The organism is Priestia sp. D51 (assembly GCF_053345675.1).
The window spans coordinates 635,791-659,439 of sequence record NZ_JBLTIR010000001.1 but is presented as its reverse complement, the minus strand read 5'-3'; the positions used below and the strand labels follow the sequence as shown (position 1 = coordinate 659,439).

The 23,649-nt window shown below is 40.3% G+C and carries 22 protein-coding genes; 2 read left to right on the top strand and 20 right to left on the bottom strand.

Annotated elements, in window-relative coordinates:
• Positions 1-73 precede the first annotated feature (73 nt).
• From ACNHOZ_RS03485 to ACNHOZ_RS03475, 3 genes are all read right to left on the bottom strand, one after another.
• On the bottom strand, positions 74-1,102 hold the full coding sequence (locus tag ACNHOZ_RS03485; RefSeq protein WP_016765419.1) for a PTS sugar transporter subunit IIC: 1,029 nt from the start codon (positions 1,100-1,102) through the stop codon (positions 74-76).
• A 195-nt stretch (positions 1,103-1,297) separates the two neighbouring features.
• The gene (locus tag ACNHOZ_RS03480) at positions 1,298-2,965 is read right to left on the bottom strand and encodes a DAK2 domain-containing protein (protein WP_048407589.1); all 1,668 of its coding nucleotides are present in this window, start codon (positions 2,963-2,965) and stop codon (positions 1,298-1,300) included.
• 16 nt (positions 2,966-2,981) lie between these two features.
• A complete protein-coding gene (locus ACNHOZ_RS03475; RefSeq protein WP_013058913.1) occupies positions 2,982-3,344 on the bottom strand; it encodes an Asp23/Gls24 family envelope stress response protein in 363 nt (120 codons plus the stop codon).
• 314 nt (positions 3,345-3,658) lie between these two features.
• Between ACNHOZ_RS03475 and rpmB the strand changes: the two genes are divergently transcribed.
• On the top strand, positions 3,659-3,847 hold the full coding sequence (gene rpmB / locus ACNHOZ_RS03470) for a 50S ribosomal protein L28 (RefSeq protein WP_013058914.1): 189 nt from the start codon (positions 3,659-3,661) through the stop codon (positions 3,845-3,847).
• A 57-nt stretch (positions 3,848-3,904) separates the two neighbouring features.
• Here the strand turns inward: rpmB and spoVM are convergent, their stop codons facing one another.
• From spoVM to ACNHOZ_RS03385, 17 genes are all read right to left on the bottom strand, one after another.
• Positions 3,905-3,985, bottom strand: a complete 81-nt coding sequence (spoVM, locus tag ACNHOZ_RS03465) for a stage V sporulation protein SpoVM (protein ID WP_016765421.1) — start codon at positions 3,983-3,985, stop codon at positions 3,905-3,907.
• 79 nt (positions 3,986-4,064) lie between these two features.
• Entirely contained in the window at positions 4,065-4,712 is a 648-nt protein-coding gene (locus tag ACNHOZ_RS03460) for a thiamine diphosphokinase (protein WP_048019838.1), read from the bottom strand.
• A gap of 116 nt (positions 4,713-4,828) precedes the next feature.
• Positions 4,829-5,485 carry a ribulose-phosphate 3-epimerase gene (gene rpe / locus ACNHOZ_RS03455; protein WP_013058916.1) on the bottom strand — a complete coding sequence of 219 codons (657 nt, stop codon included), beginning with the start codon at positions 5,483-5,485 and terminating at the stop codon, positions 4,829-4,831.
• A 2-nt stretch (positions 5,486-5,487) separates the two neighbouring features.
• Positions 5,488-6,369: a ribosome small subunit-dependent GTPase A gene (gene rsgA, locus ACNHOZ_RS03450; protein ID WP_048019837.1), complete on the bottom strand. Its 882-nt coding sequence runs from the start codon at positions 6,367-6,369 to the stop codon at positions 5,488-5,490.
• A gap of 13 nt (positions 6,370-6,382) precedes the next feature.
• On the bottom strand, positions 6,383-8,428 hold the full coding sequence (gene pknB, locus ACNHOZ_RS03445; RefSeq protein ID WP_048019985.1) for a Stk1 family PASTA domain-containing Ser/Thr kinase: 2,046 nt from the start codon (positions 8,426-8,428) through the stop codon (positions 6,383-6,385).
• Positions 8,429-8,433: 5 nt separating this feature from the next.
• Positions 8,434-9,177 (bottom strand): Stp1/IreP family PP2C-type Ser/Thr phosphatase, encoded by a 744-nt coding sequence (locus ACNHOZ_RS03440; protein ID WP_048019836.1) that lies wholly within the window; start codon positions 9,175-9,177, stop codon positions 8,434-8,436.
• Positions 9,178-9,181: 4 nt separating this feature from the next.
• Positions 9,182-10,273 carry a 23S rRNA (adenine(2503)-C(2))-methyltransferase RlmN gene (gene rlmN, locus ACNHOZ_RS03435; protein ID WP_028411453.1) on the bottom strand — a complete coding sequence of 364 codons (1,092 nt, stop codon included), beginning with the start codon at positions 10,271-10,273 and terminating at the stop codon, positions 9,182-9,184.
• A 2-nt stretch (positions 10,274-10,275) separates the two neighbouring features.
• Positions 10,276-11,616: a 16S rRNA (cytosine(967)-C(5))-methyltransferase RsmB gene (gene rsmB, locus ACNHOZ_RS03430; RefSeq protein ID WP_028411454.1), complete on the bottom strand. Its 1,341-nt coding sequence runs from the start codon at positions 11,614-11,616 to the stop codon at positions 10,276-10,278.
• Positions 11,609-12,547, bottom strand: coding sequence for a methionyl-tRNA formyltransferase (fmt, locus tag ACNHOZ_RS03425; RefSeq protein ID WP_028411455.1), 939 nt, complete (start codon positions 12,545-12,547; stop codon positions 11,609-11,611). The genes rsmB and fmt overlap by 8 nt, the downstream gene beginning before the upstream one ends.
• A gap of 10 nt (positions 12,548-12,557) precedes the next feature.
• Positions 12,558-13,031, bottom strand: coding sequence for a peptide deformylase (gene def / locus ACNHOZ_RS03420; protein ID WP_013084828.1), 474 nt, complete (start codon positions 13,029-13,031; stop codon positions 12,558-12,560).
• A 70-nt stretch (positions 13,032-13,101) separates the two neighbouring features.
• Positions 13,102-15,516 (bottom strand): primosomal protein N', encoded by a 2,415-nt coding sequence (gene priA, locus ACNHOZ_RS03415; protein ID WP_048019835.1) that lies wholly within the window; start codon positions 15,514-15,516, stop codon positions 13,102-13,104.
• Positions 15,513-16,730: a bifunctional phosphopantothenoylcysteine decarboxylase/phosphopantothenate--cysteine ligase CoaBC gene (gene coaBC / locus ACNHOZ_RS03410; RefSeq protein WP_048019834.1), complete on the bottom strand. Its 1,218-nt coding sequence runs from the start codon at positions 16,728-16,730 to the stop codon at positions 15,513-15,515. The genes priA and coaBC overlap by 4 nt, the downstream gene beginning before the upstream one ends.
• Positions 16,731-16,910: 180 nt before the next feature.
• Complete coding sequence (gene rpoZ, locus ACNHOZ_RS03405) at positions 16,911-17,132, bottom strand: DNA-directed RNA polymerase subunit omega (protein WP_013058926.1); 222 nt, start codon at positions 17,130-17,132, stop codon at positions 16,911-16,913.
• A gap of 2 nt (positions 17,133-17,134) precedes the next feature.
• Positions 17,135-17,749, bottom strand: coding sequence for a guanylate kinase (gmk, locus tag ACNHOZ_RS03400; protein ID WP_048019833.1), 615 nt, complete (start codon positions 17,747-17,749; stop codon positions 17,135-17,137).
• A gap of 13 nt (positions 17,750-17,762) precedes the next feature.
• On the bottom strand, positions 17,763-18,023 hold the full coding sequence (locus ACNHOZ_RS03395) for a DUF370 domain-containing protein (protein WP_013084831.1): 261 nt from the start codon (positions 18,021-18,023) through the stop codon (positions 17,763-17,765).
• A gap of 46 nt (positions 18,024-18,069) precedes the next feature.
• Positions 18,070-18,945: a YicC/YloC family endoribonuclease gene (locus tag ACNHOZ_RS03390; RefSeq protein WP_028411458.1), complete on the bottom strand. Its 876-nt coding sequence runs from the start codon at positions 18,943-18,945 to the stop codon at positions 18,070-18,072.
• Between the two features lie 153 nt (positions 18,946-19,098).
• The gene (locus ACNHOZ_RS03385) at positions 19,099-21,777 is read right to left on the bottom strand and encodes a cation-translocating P-type ATPase (protein ID WP_028411459.1); all 2,679 of its coding nucleotides are present in this window, start codon (positions 21,775-21,777) and stop codon (positions 19,099-19,101) included.
• Between the two features lie 141 nt (positions 21,778-21,918).
• Here ACNHOZ_RS03385 and ACNHOZ_RS03380 point away from each other — a divergent pair, with 141 nt between their 5' ends.
• Positions 21,919-23,631, top strand: coding sequence for an Rqc2 family fibronectin-binding protein (locus tag ACNHOZ_RS03380; protein WP_196299079.1), 1,713 nt, complete (start codon positions 21,919-21,921; stop codon positions 23,629-23,631).
• Positions 23,632-23,649 lie beyond the last annotated feature (18 nt).

Genomic DNA, 23,649 nt, shown 5'->3' with positions numbered 1-23,649 from the left:
GGTGTATTTATCCATAAAAATAGGATAAGCACACCGCTTTTTTTGCTATGTTATGCAGGAAAAGATGAATTACTTACGCTGCTTCTTGCTCTGAAGCTACATCGTCTACTGTTTTAATTTTAAAGTTTTTAAAAACAACTGAACCTATAAACCCAGCTAATGCTCCCGCTAGTGCACAAAGTACTGCACAAATTGTGACCTTCATAGGGTCATTAAACCCAAACATCACTGCAAGTCCTGCGATTGGCGTTGCCGTGCCTGCAGCATCATTTACTAATCCGAACAGAGCCACAACTACACCCGCTAGTGCCCCTCCAACAAAGTTGGTAATGTAAATAGGAATTGGATTGGCTGAAATAATATTCGCTTGTGTTAAAGGTTCAACTGCAACTGAAATGGTTGTACGACGATCCCCAATTTTTAATCGATCAAACAGCACATAGTTCATGAAAGAAGAACCAAACACAGCAAGAGCTCCAATCGCCATAGGCAATCCCGTTAACCCTAGCATAGCCGTTAAAGCCATTGAGCTAAGCGGAGCCGTTGCTACTACTGTAATAACTCCCCCTAAAATAATTCCCATCAAAATAGGGCTAGCACTTGTTGTATCTTTAATAATTCCTCCAATATTTAAAAGCGTCGCATCTACAATAGGTGAGAATGCATTACCAATTAATCTTGTTAAAGGTGCTGCAATTAAGATATTGCCTAATAAGTCTAGACCAGCAGGTGCCTTTTTCTCAATAAATTTCACTACAAATGCCATGAGGTATCCCGCAAAAAATCCAGGGAGCAAGCCTAGTCCCGAACACACCACGCCCATCATAAGAGCATATACAGGAGATACTCCTAACGCCAAAGCAACTAGTGCTGCCGCCGCAACTCCTCCCATTCCTCCTGCAGCCTTTCCAACTTCACCTAAGAATGAAATACCTAGTAAATCTCCTCCTACATATGACTGAAAGGCCTCTACGAGAAACGCAGCCACCGCTCCGCTTGCCAGAGCCCCCATCGCTTTCATGCCATAAGGTGCCTTGTTGCTAAACAACCAAAATAAAAATAAAACTAATAACAATAAACCTGTTCCTTTTAAAATATCCACTGTTGCCTCTCCTCTCATGCTGTTTTCTTTCACATTTGACTCAATCAGTTTTCAAAACTACCATACAAACGGGTTCTTTTCAACTAATATACCTAATATGCCGAACGATTACAACATGTAAAAATAAAATAGTTCGTATTTAACTTAAAAAACACAAAAAAGAAGCGCCCCTTGAGAGGAGTGCTTCTTTTTTTGTTATTCAATTGCAAAAATGTAAGAATATAAAGGTTGATCTCCTTTATGAAGCTCTACCTCAACTTCTTCAAACGTTTCTTCTACAAACGATGTTAGCGCTTCAGCTTCATCGTCTGAGACATCCTCTCCTTGAAGAATCGTAAGGATTTCCGCTTCGTCATCAATCATATAAGTCAATAGCTTTTTCGCTGCTTCTAATTTCTCTGAATCTTTTACGACGATTTTCTTTTCGGCAATACCCATAAAATCGCCTTTAGCTAATTCAAGACCATCAATATTTGTATCGCGAACTGCATACGTTACTTGCCCTGTTTTTACGTGCTGCAGAGCTTCTGTCATTGCTTCCTCGTTTTCTTTTAAGCTTTGCTGAGGATTAAATGATAGCAGCGCTGTCATTCCTTGAGGAACCGTTTTAGACGGGACAACCGAAACGTGACTGCCCGCAACAGCAGCCGCTTGGTTAGCAGCCATTACAATATTTCCGTTATTAGGTAAAATAAGTACCTGTTCTGCATTTGTTTCTTCAATCGCTTTGACAATATCCTCCGTACTTGGATTCATTGTTTGTCCGCCTTCAATGACAACCGTTGCCCCAAGGCTCTTGAACAATTCAGCTATTCCTTTTCCCATTGATACAGTAACAATGCCAAAGGGCTGTTTTTCAGCCTTTTTTACTGCAGGCTTTTCTTCATCTGAAACAATGCTGCTATGCTGTTCTCTCATGTTTTCAATCTTCATTTTAATTAAACTTCCATATTGCTGCCCGTAGTTTAACACTTCTCCAGGATGCTCGGCGTGAATATGAACTTTCACAATTTCATCATCAGATACTACAAGCAACGAGTCGCCCCATTTACTTAAATCTTGGCGAAACGTTTCTTCAGAAAATGTTTTAGCTGCGGGCTTATCCTCTTCCAGCCTTACCATAAATTCTGTACAATAGCCAAATTCAATATCTTCTGTATTCATATGGCTTTGCACATGCTTATGATGCTCAGCATTTACAAGTTCATTCATCGAAGGAGCTGACATGGGTACACCCGGAAGTTTTTCACCTTTTAATTCAGCTAAAAACCCTTCATAAATTAAAACAAGCCCTTGACCTCCGCTATCCACTACGCCTACTTCTTTTAACACGGGTAAAAGATCTGGCGTGCGATTTAACGAAGCATTAGCTTCCTTAAGTACTTCTTCCATGAACAGAATCATATCAGATTGCTTTTTAGCAACAGCCACTGCTTTTTTAGCAGTATCCTTAGCTACTGTTAAAATGGTTCCTTCGATTGGTTTCATAACAGCTTTATAAGCAGTTTCTACACCAAGCTCAAGAGCTTCAGCAAACTCAACTGTTGTAATCGCTGACTTTTGCTCAACCGATTTCGCAAAACCGCGGAATAATTGAGATAAAATAACTCCTGAATTACCGCGCGCACCCATCAATAAGCCCTTAGACAAAGCTTGACTCACTTGACCGATGTGATCAGATAGTTTATTTTTCACTTCTTTAGCACCAGACGTAATCGATAAGTTCATATTTGTTCCAGTATCACCATCTGGTACAGGAAAAACGTTCAGCGCATCCACGTAATCTGCATTGTTAGATAGATGCTGGGCTCCTTGAAGCACCATTTCTCTAAACCGCTTTCCGTCCAACCTTGTCATTGACACGAATCTTCCTCCTTAATTAAACGTTCGTTACACGAACACCCTGCACATAAATATTTACTGAATCAACCGTTAGACCAACCGTTTGTTCCAGCGTGTATTTTACTTTTGTTTGCACATTATGAGCAATTTCAGAAATTTTTGTTCCATAGCTTACGATAATGTACATGTCGATATGTACGTCATCCTCTTCTTGTCTTACCACAATACCTCGTGTAAAGTTTTCTTTGCGAAGAATTTCTGTAAGACCATCTTTAAGCTGATTTTTTGAAGCCATTCCGACAATCCCGTAACAATCAACAGCTGCTCCTCCAGCAATTGTTGCAATTACATCTGTAGAAATATCAATTTGACCATACTTCGTTTTCATTTCGATGGACATACTCGTTCCCCTTTCTACTTTCATAGGTTATAAATATTCTACTATAATCAATCTCGTTTTAAAAGAGGCGTCCAGCTTGTCCCTTTTAAAGATGACAGTATTGGGTATCAACTTGTCTTAAAATAAGTAATTGCCCAAGTTATACCTATTTCTACTCTCTATATTATTGAACATAGATTCATTTTATATGTCAAGGAAAATTTCTTGAAAGCTTTTCTCCAGAACTATTGCATTCTCTTTAAGGCTGTGATAAATTAATATAGTATTTCTCAAAACAGAATTGAGTAGTTTTTTTGGTGTTAGGAGGGAAAATCATGGCACGCAAATGTGTAGTAACTGGTAGAAAAGCTCGTTCAGGTAACGCACGTTCTCACGCAATGAACGCTACTAAGCGTAAATGGGGTGCTAACGTTCAAAAAGTACGTATCTTAGTGAACGGTAAACCAAAACGTGTGTACGTTTCAGCTAGAGCCCTTAAGTCTGGTAAAGTTCAACGCGTTTAATCTTTATAATGAAAAAGCACCATATTTTATGGTGCTTCTTTTATTATTCCGGCGTTGTTAATCTTTTTTAAACGAATTAAGCATGACCTTTACGATCCCACCTAAAAACTTTGGAAGTTTGATTGTATAGAATTTCATACTGTCCCTCCTAACCGTCTCCACACTTTATCTCCTTTTAAAGAAAGCCCTATGTCCTGCTCTCATTTTCCATACTTCATCACAAGCAACGTTTATCATTGCTTCTTACCATCATTAATATGCCTTTTGTAAATGAAAAAGTACCTCTTTGTTGAATAAGTTCATTGCTAATACATAAAGTTGAGCCGAGTTCTACTTCATGCTTATTGAGCGGATATTTGAAACCTTCTAGCGTAAGCTCTTTTACACCGCCTGCAAAAGGAACGAATGAAATATAGTGAAACTCCTTTAAACGATCAACATGATAAGTGCCTGGTTCAAACAATTGAATGATATTTTGATTGTCAATCATTTGTACATTCGCTTTCTTTTTTAAGCCTTTGTACAGGAGCTGAACGCTTCCAAACATGTGGTCAAGTCTTCCACCTGTTGCTCCAAAGATACAAATACTGTCCGGTTTTTGCTCTATTGCCCACTCAAAAGCAAGTTCCAAATCAGTTGCATCTTTTTCCGCAGGATACAATTCAACATCTTGTAATGCTTCTCTCACTCGCTTAAGCTGCGCATTTGTAATGGAATCAAAATCTCCGAATGCTTTCACGGGCAAAATGTCTTGTTGAAGAAGCAGGAATACGCCCCGGTCTACTCCTACCCACTTTACATCATTTGATTGGTGCAGGAGTGGCATATGTTCATCCGGTCCCCCTGCTAGAATATGAATTTTCATTATGTATATGCTCCTTTTCTATTAAAAAATGAACGAAATAAATATGTTTTCTTTATCCTAAAAGAAAAAGCTGCTGTGTACAAGTTCTACCCGTTGTACACAGCAGCTTTTATTACTTACGCTTGAACAGTTGTGCGAATTTGGCTGATTGCGCCAGCTCGATCTTCTTGATTATAAATAGCTGAGCCAGCCACTAAGACATTTGCTCCTGCTTCTACACATTTTCTTGCTGTTTCTTCATTAATTCCTCCATCAACCTCTACTTCAATAGAAAGGTGACGGATTTCAATAAGCTGAGAGATTTGCTCAATTTTCGGCAGTACACTTGGAATGAAGTTTTGTCCTCCAAAGCCTGGGTTCACCGTCATTAATAAAATAAGATCGATATCTTCTAAGATATGCTTTACCACGTCAATTGGCGTTGCAGGATTTAAAGCAACGCCTGCTTTCATGCCGTGCTCTTTGATTAATTGAATGGTGCGGTGCAAATGAGTACACGCTTCAGCATGTACCGTTAAAATATCAGCACCTGCCTTTGCAAACATTGGAACGTATTGATCTGGGTTTTCAATCATTAAATGCACATCTAATGGCAGTGTTGTGACAGGGCGTACAGCCTCAACGATAAGCGGTCCAATTGTAATATTAGGAACAAAATGGCCATCCATAACGTCTATATGGATGTAGTCTGCTCCACCTGCTTCAACTTCACGAATTTCTTCAGCAAGCTTTGAAAAATTGGCAGATAAAATGGAAGGTGCGATTTTTGTCATTTTTAATACCTCGGCTTTCTTTGCTTAATTTCCTCAACAAATTGCAAGTAATGTTCGTAGCGATAACTCGGAATTTTTTTTTGTTCGTATGCTTCTTTCACCGCACATTTTGGTTCTTTCACATGCAAACAACCTCGAAATTTACACTGTTCACTCAAACGCGACATTTCAGGAAAACAATCGGTCAACTCTTCTACTTCTAACGTTAAAAATTCCAGTGAGCTAAAGCCTGGCGTATCGGCTACTAAACCTTCACCAAACGAAATCAGTTCTACATGACGTGTTGTATGCTTTCCTCTTCCAAGTGACATTGAAATATCATTTGTCTTTAACTCAAGCTCTGGTTTAAGCGTATTTAGCAATGAAGATTTACCTACACCTGACTGTCCAGCAATAACCGTTACGCGATCTTCAAATAACGGCTGAATTTGTTCCATGCCTTTTTCTGTGACTGTCGACGTTAAAATGACCTCATATCCTATTTTACGATATTCTTCGGCATATTGCTCGATTTCTTGCTTTTGCTGCTGTGATAAAAGATCTACTTTTGAAATACAAATAATAGGTTCAATATGATTAGACTCCACTAACACTAAAAATCGGTCAAGAAGCATTGTACTAAAATCAGGTTCAATCGCTGAAAAAACAAGCAGCGCCTGATCAACATTTGAAATTGGGGGACGAACTAATTCATTTTTACGTTCTTTAATTTCAAGTATATATCCTTCAAGCTTATTTTCCGCCTGAAATACTACATTGTCACCGACTAAAGGCGTTACCTTCTTTTTACGAAAAACACCTCGTCCTCGACATTGCGTTACTTGTCCGTCATGAAGAACATAATAAAATCCGCTAAGGGATTTAATAATTCTTCCTTCTGGCATAACCTCACTCCTATCACTCTGGATATTCAACGTCTTTTTCTTCAATAACTTCCCCGTCTCGGACAATTTTATAAGACGCTTTTTCATTTTCATCAACTAAAACATCGAATGATTCTTTTGTTGTTTCAGTAATCGTTAGTTCTTTAGCAGGAACCGACATATCGTTATCTGCATCTTCGATATAAATTTGTACTTTTTGCGGCTTTGGCTTTTCCTCTTCTGTTTCAGTGGCATCGCCTGTTTCCGTTGCGTCGCCTTGTTCCGTGCTTGCTTCGGTGTCAGCCTCTTCTTTATACGGAATAGTCACATCCACTGACACCGTTTGAGGAGCTTTTGGCTCTTTGCCCATTGAGACCGTAATGCTGAGCTTATCACCTTGCTCGATACTCTGCTCCGCTGCAGGCTTTTGAGACATCACAAGACCTTTTTCAACGGTGTCGGAATACGCGGTTTTCACGTCCACTTCGATATCTTCATCTGATGCATAATCTTTTACGCTTTTTTCCGTCCAGCCCGAGAAATCCTTTAATGTAATCTTCGGCGGACCTTTACTTACCCATAGCGTAACCGTTGTATCTTCCGGCACGACTTGTTCGGTTTCTTTAGGCGTCTGATCTGTAATATTGCCTTTTGGCTCTGTGCTTTCAACTTCGATGGATTGGATATCTTTATAATTCTGCTTTTCTAACAGACTCTTTACTTCCGTAAAGCTTCTTCCAATGTACCGGTTAAATGCTTCTTTTTTCTTTCCTGTACTTCGATAAATAATGACGTTAGATCCTTCTTTGATCACGTCTCCCGCTTCTGGCATCGTTTTAACCACGTCGCCTTCTTCCACTTCATTATCGGATATATCTTTAGGATTCTTCACTTTAAAGCCTAAAGAAACTAAATCGGTTACTGCTGATTCATAATCTTGATTATGTAAATCAGGAACCTTTACGTCTTTTGGCAGTAATAAAGCCGGAATAAATGTAACGGCGGCTACGCTAGCAGCTGCCAGCAGCAAAAAAATTAAAACAAGCGTTACAATCAGCTTGCTTTTGCCTTTTTTCTTTTTCTTCTTTTTTTTCTTAGGCTTTAATTCTTCTTCTTCTTGTTCTTCACGCTCTAAGTGAGGTGGTTTTCTCACAGGTACGTGCGTTTCTTCAGATTCAACAAAATCCTCCTTAATAACTGGAATGGCTTTTGTCACTTCTTCATCATCAGGCACCGTAAACCTTTGTTCATTATAACGATTTGGATGAACAGCAGACTGTAAATCCGCTTCGAGTTCTTCGACGGAACTGTATCGGTAAAATGGATCTTTAGTTGTTGCTTTTAATACAACATTCTCCACGCTTTGAGGGATAGATGGATTCCACCTTTTTGGAGAAGGTGTTTCTGTCTGTAAATGTTTTAATGCAATTGACACAGCCGATTCCCCAGAAAAAGGGACTCGACCCGTTAGCAATTCAAATAGGACGATGCCAAGCGAATAAATATCAGAACGCTTATTCGCAAGCCCTCCCCTTGCCTGTTCAGGAGATAAATAATGAACAGAGCCCAAAACAGAATTAGTATGCGTAATGGTTGTAGAACTTAGTGCTACGGCAATGCCGAAGTCAGTAACTTTAATGGTATCATCATGATCAATTAAAATATTTTGAGGCTTAATATCCCGGTGAATAATCCCGTACTGATGAGCATGGGCAATAGCTGATGTAATCTGCGTCATAATATGTATGGCTTTATCAAGAGATAATGGTGATTCTTGCAGAATGTATTGCTTTAATGTCATACCCGGTACATATTCCATGATGATATAGTAAATATCTTCTTCTTCTCCAACATCATAAATGCTGACAATATTAGGATGAGCAATACTCGTAGCAGATTGTGCTTCTCGATGGAAACGCTTTATAAACGCATCGTCACTTGCAAAGTCTAAGCGAAGCACTTTAATTGCCACATCACGATCCAAAATCATGTCGCGACCTAAATAGACGTTTGCCATTCCGCCTCCACCAATTACTTGCAATACCTTATAACGGTCGTTTAGCCGTCTACCTATTAGCAACACTCTCACCCACTTTCAGATGTAAAGTCCACAATTGCAAGTGTAATATTGTCTTCTCCACCAAGCTCATTTGCTAATTGAATCAGGCTCGTACCCTTTTCGTGAAGTGATGAACTTGTTGATAACGTGTCGTTCAGCTTTTGTTCCGTTACCTTATTTGTCAGTCCATCTGAACATAATAATAATCGATCTTCTTTTTCCACTTCAATTGTTTTTACATCTAAACTAACATTTTCTTCGGTACCTAGTGCTCGCAATAAGATATTTTTTCGCGGATGATGCTCAGCATCTTCTTTTGTGATTTGACCATTTTTTACGAGTTCATTCACAAGAGAATGATCTTCTGTTACTTGTTGAAATCCATATTCATTGGAAATATAGCACCTGCTGTCTCCTATATTCCCAATCGCACAAAACGTATCGGCGCATAAAGCAAGTACAACTGTCGTACCCATGCCTTTACACTCTTCATGCTCCTGAGCATACTGATAAATATCTTGATTAATTTGTGAAACATGCGTACGAATCCACTGGGTCGCCTCATCAGGAGACGTTACTTTGTCCGCTTCTTCCCACGCTATTTGCAATTTTTGAACCGCCATCTCACTGGCGATGTCGCCAGCTCGATGACCTCCCATACCATCAGCTACAATTGCAAGCAGCTGATTGTGTTGGTTCAAAAATACCCCTCCGTTATCTTCATTGTGTTGTCTAACTCTCCCTCGGTCTGTCATGAAGACAGTTGCCATACAATCACCTCGTCTCTTCTTTACGCTCCTTCGCACGTAATTGGCCACAAGCTGCATCGATATCATGACCTTGCTCACGTCGAATAGTCACGTTAACGCCACGCTTTTTAAGCGTACGTTCAAATGCAAAAATCTGTTCACGCGGTGTACGAACATAATCACGCTCAGGCACATAGTTTACCGGAATCAAGTTCACGTGACATTTAACGTCTTTAATCAAATCCGCTAATTCCTCCGCATGCTCTACTTGATCGTTTACTCCTCCGAATAGACCATACTCAAAGCTAATACGTCTTCCCGTTTTATCCGTATAATATTTAATGGCTTCCATCAAATCAGGAAGTTTATACGCACGGTTAATCGGCATTAAGCGTGAGCGGATGTCATTGTTTGGAGCGTGAAGTGAAATCGCAAAATTGATTTGCATTTTTTCATCAGCAAACTTATAGATTTTTGGAATGATTCCACTTGTCGATACTGTGATATGACGTGCACCAATATTTAATCCATCATCACTGTTAATTGTTTTTAAGAAGCGCATCATTTCATCATAGTTATCAAATGGCTCCCCAATACCCATAATTACGACAGAGCTCACGCGTTCTCCTTGTTCATCTAGCGCTTTTTGTACTTTTACTACTTGCGCTACGATTTCTCCAGCTTCTAAGTTACGCTTTAAACCTCCAAGAGTAGACGCACAGAACGTACAGCCGATGCGACAGCCAACTTGAGTTGTTACGCAGACAGAATTTCCGTATTCATGACGCATAAGCACCGTTTCAATCGTATAACCGTCATGGAGTTCGAATAAAAACTTCATCGTGCCGTCTCCAGACGTTTGCTGAACAACTGTTTTTAATGTCGTTAATGCAAATTTGTCTTTTAATTGTTCACGTAATCCTTTAGATAAGTTTGACATATCGTCAAAGTCCGTTACGCGTTTAACATATAACCAGTCAAAAATTTGTTTAGCACGGAACTTCTTATCACCATGTTCCACTAACCAATTTTCTAGGTCGTGCATTTCTAATGAATAAATAGATGGTTTTTGCGTTTTTTCTTCTGCTTTTGCTTTTCTTTTAGCTACTTCTTCCATTTTTACACCTTCTTCTGTAAACATGCAATATAAAATCCATCGCTTTGTGCATCTGGCAGCAATTGAATTTCACCATGTTTTACGTTTTGTTTAAGTCTTTGCGGCATGCGTGCAGCAAGCGTTTCGTCTTTTTGAAAATCAGCATGATCTGCTAAAAATGCTGCTACAACATCCCCATTTTCATCCCGATCAATTGTACATGTACTATATACGAGGGTCCCACCTTTTTTTAATAAAGGCGCAACCGCATTTAAAATATCTTGTTGAATACGCGCCAGCTGCTTTACATCCTGCTCAGTTTTTGTATATTTCAAATCAGGTTTACGTCTCATCACACCAAAACCTGAGCACGGGGCATCTACTAAAATGCGGTCAAACATTTCTTTATCAAACTGTTCACCGGCTTTGCGGCTGTCTTGAACCGTTGGCTCAATATTGGTAAGATGCAGACGCTCTGCCTGCTGGGCAATCAGCTTTACTTTATGGTCATGAATGTCCAAGGAAATAACTCTACCACTGTTTTTAAGCTGCTCTGCAATATGAGTTGATTTTCCTCCCGGTGCAGCACAGCTATCTAAAATCAGCTCTTCTGCTTCTGCGCCTAGTGCATGAGCTACTAACATAGAGCTTTCATCTTGAACGGTAAACATTCCTTCACGAAATGCTTGTGTATGAGCTGCATTTCCTTTTTGAACTTCTAGCGCTTCTTCTACAAAATGGCCTGGTTCTACAACAATACCTTCTTTTTCTAGCGCTTCTTTTACTTCATTTTGCGTAAAGCGTGCACTGTTTACTCGGATTGTTTGTTTAGGGGCCATTAAATTAGCTAAACAGATTCCGCGTGTTTTGTCCAATCCATATTGTTCCACCCAGCGTTTTACAAGCCATACTGGATGACTCGTTTCAATTGCCAAGCGCTCCACAGGATTTTGTATTTCTTCTAAAGAAGGCGTGCCGCTGCGCTGAATATTTCGTAAAACGCCGTTTACCATTGAGGCAATTCCTTTGTGACCACGTTTTTTAGCAATTTCTACTGCTTCATGAAGGATTGCCCGGTCAGGTACTCGGTCTAAATACATCATCTGATAAAGAGATAAACGAAGCAGCACTCGCACCCAAGGCTGAAGTTTTTTGGGATTTTTCAAGAAAGGGGCTAACCCGTAATCTAACGTATCGCGTCTTTGAATCGTTCCATACACGATTTCCGTTAACAGCCCTGCATCTTTCCCTTGAATACCACGTTTTTGTATACTGTTATTTAACAATAGATTGCTGAATGCCTGATTTTTTTCAATAGCTAGTAAAATATCTAAAGCTATGTCTCGAACGTTGTACTTACTCATTGACATCCCCTAATACTGTTCCGACTTCAACAGATGTACCTCGTAAATACTGCGCTGCATCCATACGTTTTTTTCCAGCCGGCTGAAGTTCCGTCACTTTAATAGCTGTTTCATTTCCAGTTGCTACTACAAATCCGTCCTCTTCAAGTGATAAAACGGTACCCGGTTTGCCTGATGCGGATACTTTCTCTCCCCACCAAATTTTCATGACTTGACCGTCTGCTGTTGTATAAGCAACGGGCCAAGGATGAAGTCCGCGGATATGATTATAAATTTCTTCTCCTGTACGGGCCCAATCAATTTTCTCTTGTTCACGCTTAATATTGGAAGCAAATGTCGCTTCGCCATCGTTTTGTTTAACCGGCGTAATTTCACCTTTCACAAGAGAAGGAATGGTTTCTGAAAGCAATTTTGCACCAGCAGCGCTGAGTTTATCGTGAAGTGTGCCCACGTGATCACGTTCTTCAATCGGAACTTCTACCTGTGTTAAGATATCACCTGCATCTAATTTTTCTACCATATACATAATTGTAACACCAGTTTTCGGCTTACCTTGTAGAATTGAATAGTGAATCGGCGCGCCTCCGCGCAGTTCAGGTAACAGAGAAGCATGTACGTTAATACAGCCGTATTTAGGCGCTTCTAAAATAGGAGTTGGTAAAATTTGACCAAAAGCCGCTGTTACAATTAGGTCAGGCTCATACGCTAACACTTGCTGATATTCTTCTTCTAAACGAATCTTTTCTGGCTGCAGTACAGGTATTTCATGTTTTAACGCCTCAACTTTTACAGGAGGAGGTGTTAATACGCGCTTGCGTCCTTTTGGTCGGTCCGGCTGTGTAACCACTGCGACCACTTCATATCCATCTTTAAGTAATGTTTGTAAAACCGGCACTGAAAAATCCGGCGTTCCCATAAATACGACTTTCATCGTGTAAAACCTACCCTTCTAGTTCATCCTCTTCGTAATACTTTGTTACTTTTTCCGTGAACAATACACCGTGTAAGTGATCAATTTCATGTTGAATGGCTCGTGCTAAAAAACCTTTTGCTTCTATAAAATAAGGTTTTCCTTTACGATTTTGCGCACGTACTTTCACATAATCAGCTCGAGCCACGTCACCAAAAAGGCCCGGAAAACTTAGGCAGCCTTCTGGACCGATTTGTTCGCCTCGTTGCTCAATAATTACCGGATTAATTAACTCAATTTTACCGTGTCGATCGTCCACGTCTACCACTGCCACTTGCTGCAGAACTCCTACTTGAGGAGCAGCTAGACCCACACCGTCTGCTTCAAGCATTAAATCATACATGCCGTTTAGTAATTTCGCTAATTTATTATCAAAGTTTTTAACGACTTCACACTCTTGTTCAAGTACTTCATTAGGATGGTAAACAAGCTTAAGCTTAGCCAAATAGGCACCTCCTTTATTCTTTCTATTTATATCCAAAAAGCTTCTTCTTTAACGCCATCAAGACGACTAGTTACATCATCGAGTATGGATTCAAATCAATTGTAATCGTTAAATTTTCCTTCTGCATTTCCGCTTGATAACGTTCTAATATATATTTCAACAGCGGAATCAGGCTTGGTTCCAGCTTGTATTTTAACATGCATTGATAGCGATATCTATCTTTTATCTTAGCAATGGGAGATGCGACTGGCCCTAAGATTGTTGTTTGCGGCGAAAGTTTCTGACCCAGATACTGCGAAATTTTGTCTGTAACAGACACCACTTTTGCAATATTTTCATGAGATACCGTTACAAGCGCCAAGTAAAAGAAAGGCGGATATTTATGCATTTTACGAATTTCCATCTCCTGCTTATAAAACGCATCGTAATCATGCTGACTCGCAAGTTGAATGCTGTAGTGCTCAGGCGTGTACGTTTGAATCACTACTTCTCCTGGAAGCTTGTGGCGTCCTGCTCTTCCGCTTACTTGTGTTAAAAGCTGAAACGTTTTTTCAGATGCACGAAAGTCAGGTAAATTCAGCATCGTATCTGCTGTTAAAACGCCTACAAGCGTGACGTTTGGAAAGTCTAGCCCTTTGGCAATCATCTGCGTCCCTAGTAAAATTTGCGCTTCTCCACTTGCAAACTTGTTCAGGAGCTTTTCATGCGCGCCTTTTCGGCTTGTCGTATCAACATCCATTCGCACGACTCTAGCCTCAGGCAGCACTTTTGTTAATTCTTCTTCCACTTTTTGTGTACCAGATCCAAAAAAGCGGATATGTTCGCTGTGGCATTCCGGGCACTCAGTGTGCACATGTTCTTCGTGTCCGCAGTAATGGCATTTTAATTTATTTTGATAGCGGTGATACGTTAGTGAAATTTCACAGTGCTCACATGTCGGAACGTAACCGCAGTCCCTGCACATAACAAAAGAAGAATGGCCTCTTTTATTTAAAAATAAAACGATTTGCTCTCCTTTTTCCAAACGGTTTTTCATCTTTTCAAACAGCATAGTTGAAAACATAGAGCGATTGCCGCTGCGAAGCTCTTCTCTCATATCCACAATATCCACCGATGGCATCGATGACTTATTCATTCTTTGCTTTAACGTCAGCAGCTTATACACACCTTTTTGCGCTCGTGCAAAGGACTCAAGCGTTGGGGTTGCACTTCCTAAAATGACGGGACACTGATGATGCTGCCCTCGGTAAATGGCTACATCTCTTGCATGATAACGAGGGTTTTCTTCTTGTTTATAACTCGTCTCATGTTCTTCATCGATAATAAGAAGGCCTAAATTTTCAAATGGAGCAAATACAGCAGAGCGGGCCCCTACCACAACGGATACTTCTTTTCGCTGAATTTTTCGCCATTCATCGTATTTTTCTCCAGTAGACAAGCCGCTATGAAGCACAGCAACTTTTGAGCCGAACCGCTCTTTAAACCGCTTGACCATCTGAGGGGTAAGTGAAATCTCCGGAACAAGCATAATCGCTTCTTTTCCTTTTTTTAATACTTGATCAATCGATTGGAGATACACTTCTGTTTTTCCGCTTCCCGTTACTCCATACATTAAAAACACATCGTGAAGATTTTCTTCGATGTCCTGCAGAATCGGTGCGATTGCCTCAGCTTGTTCATCGGTCAATTGAAATGGCTTTGACGGTGTAAAGTATCGATCTTGATAAGGATCACGGTATATTTCAATTTCCGTTTCCTCTAAGAGTCCTTTGTTAATCAGCGCTTTTATAGGAGCGGAGGTAATCTGCAAATCTTCCGCTATTTCTTTTATGGCTACTTCTTCATTTCGCTCGAGCATAAAAGCCAGCACTTGCTTTTGCTTTTCTGCCTGCTTATTTAACTCGTTCATAAACTGTTGAATGTCTTCAAGGCTTTGATTCAGTTTTACGCCTTTTGCCGTTTTTTTGTTTCCTTTGTTTTTCACCACGTAGACGACTTCAATTAGACCTTTTTGAATATCACGGTGAAAAGCAGGAGCAGCGGCTGTTTTTTCCACTTCACTCCACTTCAGCGAGGATCTTGACTGAAAAAACGGCTTGACTTGCTCATGAAGCTGTTCGTATGCCTCTTTTGAAAGGAGTGACAGTTCTTTATCATATTTTGCTTTCATCGCCGCAGGCAGCATGACTTGAAAAGCCGATATCATAAAACAAAGCGTTTTTTCTGTTAGCCAGTGCCCAATCTCTAACAGTTCAGGAGTCAGAACCGGCGTTAAATCAAGCAAGTCAGCGATTGGTTTAACACGCTTAACTTCAGCCTCTTCTTTAAGAGCCACCACAAACCCTTGAACTTTTCTTGGACCAAACGGAACGACAACTCGCATACCTGGAACAATAATTCCTTTCCATTTGTCAGGAATGGCGTAGTCAAAAGCTCGATCTGTTTGTTTAGCAGCCACGTCCACAATTACACTAGCTACACTCATTTTCTCAGCCCTTCTAACATGTCCTTCACTTCTTTTAACACCTCGGTAGCTACATCGTGTTTTGAAAGAATGGGAAGTTCTTTAGACTCTCCGCTTCGCTTATAGAGCGTCACAATATTTGTGTCCGTCCCAAAACCTGCTCCTTCTGTCGTCACGTTATTGGCTACAATCATATCCAAGTTTTTAGATGCGAGTTTCTTTTGTGCATATTCATCCACTTGTTCTGTTTCTGCTGCAAAGCCGACTAAAAGCTGGTGTTCTTTTCGCTCTCCAAGCGTGCGTAAAATATCTGTTGTTCTCTCTAGCTCTAATACTGCTTCACCAGGCTGCTTTTTCATCTTTTGATCAAACACATACTTTGGTCGGTAATCTGCCACTGCGGCTGATTTAATGACAACATCTGCTTCATGATAGCGCTGCATAACAGCTTCAAGCATCTGCTGCGCACTTTCAATTTGAACAACCTGCACCCCTTTTGGATACTCTAAATTCGTCGGTCCCGTTACAAGTGTTACCGATGCACCTAACTTAGCAGCTTGTTCTGCAAGAGCATAGCCCATTTTCCCAGTAGAGCGATTGGTGAAAAATCGGACGGGATCAACGCGTTCTACCGTAGGTCCTGCTGTAACCAATACATTGATACCGTCAAAGATTTTTTGTGTATCTGATACTTTGGAAAAATAAGAGCCGATTAGTGAAACAATTGTTTCTGGCTCTTCAAGACGACCTTTTCCTACATAACCGCATGCCAAATACCCTTCTCCTGGTTCTACAAAAGAGTAACCAAATGATGAAAGAGTGCTCATATTTTTTTTAACAGCGGGATGATCGTACATATGAACATTCATTGCAGGCGCAATCCACACAGGTGCAGTAGCAGCAAGCAGCGTTGTGGAAATCATATCATCTGCAAGACCATTTGCTATTTTTCCTATCATATTAGCCGTAGCAGGAGCCACTAAAATTAAATCGGGCCAATCGGCTAAATCAATATGTGCAATCACAGATGGATCTTTTTCATCAAACGTATCTGTATAAACTGGGTTTCGAGACAGAGCTTGAAACGTAAGCGGCGTTACGAACTCGCGTGCTGAAGCAGTCATCATTACTTTAACTTCCGCTCCTGCTTGTACTAATTTACTTGTTAAAGCTACGGCTTTATATACGGCGATTCCGCCGCTAACACATAATAAAATTCGTTTTCCCTTCATCATTATGCCCCCATCTATTTATCCCGCTCAACCAGCATCCGCTTGTTTACTCGGGTAACTATCTAAAGCTTTTCAATTCAATTATTATACCATTTTTGTAGTGAGACATTCACTATCCTGCTTGAATACAAACAAAAACATCAAAAAAATAACAACCTATAAAGTAGGTTGTTATTTTTTCACTTACTGATGTTTAGAATCTTCTTCTGCTACACCTTGCTTATAGCTTAATTGTTCAGCATTAATTTCTTCTAAAGCACAGCCTACAAACTTATAAGAAACCGGCTTTTCAATCGGCGTATCATTGTGAAGCTGTAATTGACGAGCGCGTTTTGCAGCTACTGTCACAAGCGTGTACTTAGAATCTAATTTTTCCATTAGGGAATCAATTGATGGATAAAGCATGTTTATTCTACCTCCAGCATTCTTTTATAGCGCGCAGAAATACGATCACGACGGCAGTGTTCAGCCGTTACGATAGCACGGATGCGAGCACAAGCATTTTCTACTTTGTCATTTTCTACAACATAATCGTAGGCGTCCATAAGTTCAATTTCTTCTTTTGCCACGCGCATACGGTTATTGATTAAGTCTTCTGTTTCAGTACCGCGGTTTACGATACGACTTTTAAGCTCTGATAAACTAGGCGGTGCCAAGAAGATGAACAAACCTTCTGGAAATGCTTCTTTCACTTGAAGAGCACCTTGCACTTCAATTTCTAGAAACACGTCTTTTCCTTCAGATAACGTTTGTTCTACATAATCAATCGGGGTACCGTAGTAGTTGCCTACGTATTCAGCCCACTCTAATAATTTCTTATTTTCAATCATGCGCTCAAACTCTTCGCGTGGTTTGAAGAAATAGTCAACGCCGTCTACTTCACCTTCGCGGGGCTTTCTTGTTGTTGCAGAGATAGAATACTGCAATTTAATGTCTTCTTGCTCAAACAATGCTTTTCGTACCGTTCCTTTTCCAACACCTGATGGTCCGGAAAGAACGATTAATAAACCTCTTTCAATCATCGGTTCAAGTGACCTACCCTTCTAATAATTCTTCTTTGTTTATAAGTCGCTGCGACACAGTTTCTGGCTGTACAGGAGCTAAAATAACATGATCGCTATCCATAACAATAACAGATCGTGTTTTACGTCCTTGCGTTGCATCTATTAAAGAGCCTCGATCTTTTGCATCTTGAATAATGCGTTTGATTGGAGCTGATTCAGGATGAACGACAGAGATTATACGATTAGAAGAAATAAAATTTCCAAATCCAACGTTCACTAATTTACCGCTCATAAGAAGCCTCCTGCTATACCAATATAATCTTTATCTTACACGAAGGCTATTCAATATTTTGAACCTGCTCTTTTATGCGTTCTAGTTGTGCTTTCATACTAATAACATACTGAGCAATAGTACCATTATTTGCCTTCGCACCGATTGTATTCATTTCACGATTCAGCTCTTGAACAAGAAAATCCAGCTTGCGTCCTACTGAATCAGGTGTATTTAATGCTTGAATAAATTGTGAAACATGACTTTGAATTCGCGTAAGTTCTTCGCTAATATCTGCTTTTTCAGCAAAAATAGCTACTTCAGTCAGCACTCGCTGCTCATCGAAAGTACCTTCTAAATAGTCGCTCAGCTTTCTTTTAATACGCTCGCGATATTGTTCAGCAACTTCAGGAGCAAGCTGTGTAATTTTTTCGCGAATGTCTTGAATGTCCTGTAAGTATCCCATTAAATCGTGATACAGCTCTGATCCCTCTCGTTTCCGCATATCCACTAACTGATGAACAGCAGCTTCAACGGCTTCAAAGATTGCACCATGAATACTCGTCTGATCAGCTTCTTCTTCATAAGTTGTCATCACTTCAGGCATGTGTAAAATGTCTTGAATTTGAACAGATTGTGACAGCCCGTGCTTTTCTTTTACTTGCTGCAACGCATTCATGTATTCATCAAGCAGCTGCCAATCCGTCTGCAGTTTCTTTTTTGCCATTTCTTCACCTGAAATAGTAACAAATACTTCTACTCTACCACGTTTTATGTATGTTTGAACGATTTTTTTTATTTTATCTTCAATTTCAATTAATTGCCTTGGCATACGGATAACAATTTCACAAAAACGATGATTAACAGACTTCATTTCCACTGTTACTGATCGATTTTCCACTTCCGCTTTTCCGCGGCCAAAACCAGTCATACTTTTTATCATTATCATCACATCCACTATGTACATCTTACATAAAAAGTATCGTAAAAGAAAGTGTTAGCAAAAAAAAGAAATCTCTCTTCTTTATTCAACCTGTAAAGGCTGCCTTCATGAGTTTTCTCATTTGGGACAGCCTGTATTAAAGTATAGCACAATTTATGAAGGTTTTCTTGTTAAAAGTGAACCAGCAAGTAAAAAAGTTGGAAGGCTTGCAAGTCCTAAAATAACGAGCCATTCCCGCGGTGCAATGGCCATTGTATGGAAAATAGGCTGCAGCGGCGGATAGTAGATGGCCACCAGCATAAGGATAATAGATGAAATAACAGCCCCTACAAGATATAAGTTCTGAAATGGATTCCGATCAAAAATTGATTTTTCACTTCGGCAGTCAAATACGTGAATAAGCTGTGCCATGACAAGCGTGGCAAATGCAATCGTCTGAGCATACTGCAACCGATCTGGGTCATTGTCGTAAACAATCATGAACGCAGCAAGTGTAGCAGCTCCAATTAAAAATCCACGGCTGACTACTTTCCATCCTAATCCTCTTGCAAAAATACCTTCGCGCGGATGCCTTGGATGGCGCTTCATCACGTTGTCCTCCGGCTGGTCTAAGCCAAGAGCCATCGCAGGCAAACCGTCTGTTACTAAGTTTACCCATAGTATCTGAATGGGCACTAGCGGAAGCGGAAGTGCTAAAATCATCGCAAAGAGCATAACTAAAATTTCTCCTACATTTGATGCAAGCAAGTAACGGATAAACTTCCGAATATTTTCATAGATATTTCGCCCTTCTTTGATCGCTGATTTAATAGTGGCAAAATTATCATCAAGCAAAACGAGTGAAGACGCTTCTTTTGCTACGTCTGTCCCGGTGATGCCCATCGCAATGCCTATGTCTGCTGCTTTAATAGCCGGTGCGTCATTTACGCCGTCGCCCGTCATCGCTACAATGTGATCTTTTGCTTGAAGAGCTTTAACAATTTTAAGCTTATGCTCAGGTGATACCCTTGCATATACATAAACATCATCTACTACTTCTTCTAGCTCTTCCTGCGTCATTTTGGATAAATCCGTTCCTTCCAAGACTTGACCGTTTTTCGGTAAAATTCCGAGCTGTTTTGCAATCGCCTGTGCTGTAATAACGTGGTCACCTGTAATCATAACGGTTTTGATGCCTGCGTCTCGGCATTCTTTGACCGCTTGCTTGACCTCTGGTCTTGGCGGATCAATCATTCCTTGAAGCCCGAGGAAAGTCAGGTCTTTTTCTGCTTCCTTCTCTGTATGAACGCTCTCATGTTCTCCTAACGGTCGATATGCAATAGCAATGGTTCGAAGCGCTTGGCTAGCTAACTGATCAATCGCTCCTTTTACTTCATTATGAACCGTTACCGACAGCGTTTGTTGTCTGCTTTCCCACAAAATATTTTTGCTGTTTATAAGCAGCACATCCGGAGCACCTTTTGTTATCACATAGCGTTTATGAGATGCGTCTTCAATGACTACACTCATCATTTTACGCGTTGAATCAAATGGAAACTCTTCAATAATCGTAAACTGCTTTTGAATATTTTCTTTTGTCAGCCCCGCTTTCATCGCGGCAACAAGCAAAGCCGCTTCAGTAGGATCCCCGTCGATAACATATTCTTTATCTTTTCTCGAGATGGATGTTTGATTGCAAAGCAGACCAAACACCAAAAGCTGCTGAAGCGGTTTTTCACTCCGTGTATCAACTTCTCTTTCCTCTCGTGAAAATACGCCCGTAGGTTCATACCCTGTCCCTGATACTCTCCACGTCATTCCTCCCGACCAGAGGTGGGTAACCGTCATTTTATTTTGCGTTAATGTGCCCGTTTTGTCTGAGCAAATGACTGACGCGCATCCTAGTGTCTCAACAGCAGGAAGTTTGCGAACAATGGATCTTTGCTTAATCATGCGCTGTACACCAAGAGATAGCGCCACGGTTACGATGGCAGGAAGACCTTCGGGTATGGCAGCAACAGCTAAGGAAACTCCCGCTAAGAACATACTGTATAAATCATGCCCTTGCAGCACACCAATCCCAACAACTAATACAGTAAGTGCAAGAGCTACAACAATTAAAATTTTGCCCAATTGCTCTAACTTCCGTTGAAGAGGAGTAATCATGGCTTCAGCATTTTGAAGTAAATCAGCAATTTGCCCCATTGCTGTTTTCATTCCAATCCCTACAACGATACCTGTTCCGCTTCCTCTGGTTACAAGGGTACCCATAAACGCCATATTGTCCTGATCTCCAAGCGGCACTTCATCTCCTGACAATGCTTTTATTTGCTTACCAACAGGCAAAGACTCTCCCGTAAGCGCTGATTCTTCAATTTCTAGACTTTTGGCTTCCATAATCCGAAGGTCAGCTCCAATACGGTCTCCGCTCGAAAACTTTACAACGTCTCCTACTACCAGCTCTTTAGATGGTAACTTAACCCATTTCCCTTCACGCATGGCTGCTACTTGAGGAGCCGAAAGCTCTTTTAATGCATGAAGAGATTTCTCTGCTTTTCTTTCTTGGAAGAACCCAAGAAATCCATTAATTACCACAATAGCAATGATAGCAATTGCATCGATGTATTCTCCTAAAAGCCCTGAAATAAGCGTGGCAGCTAGTAAAACCAGTACCATAAAATCTTTAAACTGCTCTAGAAACACAAGAATGGCTGGTTTTTTCTCTCCTTCAGTCAATTCATTAAACCCTTGTTGCTGCTGACGTGCTTTTACTTCTTTGTGTGTAAGACCATGCTGCCTGTCTGTTTTTGTTACTTCTACTATTGCTTTTTCACCTAATTCATACCATTTCATTGCATCTTTTCACACCCTTTTATTTGTAAATGCACCTATTAGATTGTTACAATCTTATATCGTATGCTTATTCAGACTCGTCCTAAAAAATGCTATACTTTTCTATAGGACAATTTTCAATTACTTAAGGATGTGAGCACTGTGTCATTTGATGGTATTTTTACATATGGCATTTTACAAGAATTATCTGAGACCTTGGTTTCAGGACGAATTTCAAAAATATATCAGCCGTTTCCAAACGAGTTGATTTTACAAGTACGCGCTAAAGGTGAAAACCGCAAACTTTTAATCTCAGCTCACCCTAACTATTCACGCGTTCATTTTACAAATGAGCCCTATGAAAATCCATCTGAGCCTCCTATGTTTTGTATGCTTCTTCGCAAGCATTTAGAAGGAAGCATTATTGAACAAGTGTATCAGCTTGGATTAGACCGCATTTTAGTCATTGAAACAAAAGGACGAAATGAAATTGGCGACGTGATGTACAAGCAGCTTATTATTGAAATCATGGGAAGACATAGTAATGTTGTACTTGTAGATAAAGAAAAACAAACGATTATCGACAGTATTAAGCATGTTCCAATGGCCTTGAACAGGCATCGTACGCTTCTACCCGGAGCTCCTTACGTACTGCCTCCTAGCCAAGATAAGCTTCATCCATTTGGAGCGGACGAGGAAACCGTGGTTAAAAAAATTGATTTTAATAGTGGAAAGCTAGCCAGTCAGCTAGTGCAGACCTTCTCAGGGCTTTCTCCTTTAATTGCAAATGAAGTAGTGTTTCGCTCTGGCTTAGCGAATCGTTCTACCCTTCCAAAATCATTCGTCGAAACCATGACGCTGATCAAAGAAGGTCAGTTTACACCGACTCTGACAACCGTTAATCAAAAAGACTATTTTTATTTACTCGAATTAACGCATTTAGAGGGTACGAAAAAAACGTATGCAACTATCAGCGAGCTTCTTGACCGCTATTACTACGGGAAAGCAGAGCGAGATCGTGTAAAGCAGCAAGCGCATGATTTAGTACAGTTTATTTCCACCGAGAAAAAGAAAAATGAGAAAAAAATAAAAAAACTTGAGCAAACGCTGCAAAATGCAGAAAAAGCATCTGATTATCAGCTAGCCGGTGAACTCCTTACGGCAAATTTACACCTTGTCAAAAAAGGAGATGCGAAAGTGGATGTTATTAATTATTACGATGAAAATAGCGGTACACTTACGATTTCATTAGATCCGCAAAAACCACCGTCTCAAAATGCTCAAAGCTATTTTACAAAGTATCAAAAAGCGAAAAATTCCGTTTCGATTGTAATCGAACAGATTGAAAAAGCAAACGAAGAAGTACAGTATTTTGAATCACTTATTCAGCAAATGGATACTGCTACTCACAAAGACATTGCCGAGATTCGCGAAGAGCTTGTGGAAGAAGGATATTTACGCAATCGTCAGCAAAAGCAAGCAAAAAAACAAAAAAACACCACGCCTACACTTGAACAATACGTTTCAAGCGACGGCACGACGATTTTAGTTGGAAAAAACAATAAGCAAAATGAGTATTTAACAAATCGCCTTGCTGCTCGTGATGACGTTTGGTTTCATACGAAAGATATACCGGGTTCTCACGTTGTTATCCGCAGCCAAGAGCCTTCAGAAGAAACAATTTTAGAAGCGGCTCACCTTGCTGCTTACTTTAGTAAAGCCAAGAATTCAAGTTCGGTGCCAGTGGACTATACAAAAATTCGCCACGTAAAAAAACCAAGCGGTGCTAAACCTGGTTTTGTGACGTACGATAATCAGCAAACGGTGTACGTAACGCCTAGCGAAGAACTTGTACTGAAGCTGCGCCAGTCATAACAAAAACCCCCTTTCTAT